Annotated in this window: 1 protein-coding gene; it reads right to left on the minus strand. The window is 63.6% G+C overall.

Going from position 1 to position 1,718, the window contains the following annotated elements; genetic code table 11:
* Positions 1-896: 896 nt before the first annotated feature.
* The gene (locus tag E1181_RS31055; RefSeq protein ID WP_132679966.1) at positions 897-1,709 is read right to left on the minus strand and encodes an SDR family NAD(P)-dependent oxidoreductase; all 813 of its coding nucleotides are present in this window, start codon (positions 1,707-1,709) and stop codon (positions 897-899) included.
* Between the last annotated feature and the right edge of the window lie 9 nt (positions 1,710-1,718).

Here is a 1,718-nt window from a genome sequence, read left to right on the forward strand (position 1 = left end):
CCACCGCCGACGCCGTCAACGACGCCTCGGCAAACTCACCCCGGTCGAGTTTGAGACCATCTACACCGCCGCAACCGCGGCCTGACACCACTCAACCCCGAGTGTCAACCGAACCCTGGGCAGACCCTGCCGACCAGAGCTCGTCCCCCGCACAAAACGACATGACCGTCACAACCGCGGGCTCCTCACATTCTGTTTAATTTCAGCCACCCCTGACGTCACCAACGATATTGACGGATGTAAGAACCGGCACCTCGGCGACCTCGGGGACACCTACGACAGGCCACTCCAACACCGTGGAATCCGTGCAGGGAGCCGACTTCGGGACACGCCGGGACGCCCCACACGACGCGTCCCCACCTACCGTCACTCCATGTTTTCGCAGCTCACATTGCACCCAGACCTGTCCCGCCGCGGTGTCCCTGATGGACTAACGCTGGGACGGATGGGACAGCAAAAGTCCCCTGTTTCAACCTGTTTCAGGAAGCAGACGACAGGTGGATAGTGCACAAGTCGGCCTCGGACACTCTTTTACCCCACGAGTCTTTCGGCTCGTGGGGGTTCTCATTTGCTGGGCGCGGAGTGGTCTTTCGTGGTACTCGGTGATGCGTTCAGCTCGATCCCGAAAGACATGCAGCGCAGGTTTGACCACCTGTGCTGGGGCCGCGGCGCAGGTGGTCGACTTGATCTTCCAGCTTCTGTGGCTGTCAAGCCCTGTGCGGGAGAGATACTCACCGATCCCGGGCCACGCATCATCATCGGGTGGTTCCCGCCCTTGCTGACTGAGCAGCTCCGGTAAGGCGCCGGACCGTCGGCGCATGGGACACACGCTCGGTTACTACCAGTCAGGCAGCCGCTAGGAGGCCAGCATCGAGCGACAAGACAGATCACGTTGTTCAGTGTCCTGACATTCCACCGTCTACGGGTAGCGTGATGCCGGTGATGTAGGAGGATGCTGGGCTGGCGAGGAAGATGATCGCGCTGTCGAGCTCATGTTGCTGGCCCATGCGTCCGAGCGGTGACGTGTGCTGGAGGAACAGCTCGAAATCTTCGGCCGGCACCTCAGCCGACATCTCGCTGGCGAAGTATCCGGGCGCCACGGCGTTGACCCGGATTCCCCGCCGTCCGGTCCACTGCTGAGCCAGGTCTCGAGAGAGGCCGATCAAGCCCGTCTTACTCGCTGCGTAGGCGGCTTGGGGCGCGAACGACTTGATCAGGGCCAGCACGCTGGCGATGTTGATGATGCTCGACCCGGGCCGCATAACGCGAGCACAGGCCTGCGCCATCCAGTAGCTGCCCATGAGGTTGACGTCCACAACGCGCCGGAACTCATCGGGCTGCTCACGAAGCGCGGGCACTGCGGTGCCAAGGCCCGCGTTGTTGACCAGGACGTCGACCTGGCCGAACTCTGTCATCGCGGCGTCGGCGAGCGCGGTGCAATCCTCCGGCTGGGAAACGTCCGTCTGCACGACCAGGACGCGGCGTCCCTTGGCTTCGACGTCAGCCGCGACCTCGCTCATACGGTCCTCGCGGCGCGCGCCCAGTACGACGTCAGCACCCGCGTCGGCCAACGCGCGCGCGAAGCCCGCGCCTAGGAGCTGTTTAGGAACCGATCTTGGTGAGGCTGCGGAGCCAGATGTCGATGGTGGCGACGTGCACGGTGGCTTCGTAGCGGAGGGCGAGTTTGTCGTACCGGCAGGCCACGGCACGGTGGTGTT

The organism is Saccharopolyspora terrae (genome assembly GCF_004348435.1).
GTDB lineage: Bacteria > Actinomycetota > Actinomycetes > Mycobacteriales > Pseudonocardiaceae > Saccharopolyspora > Saccharopolyspora endophytica.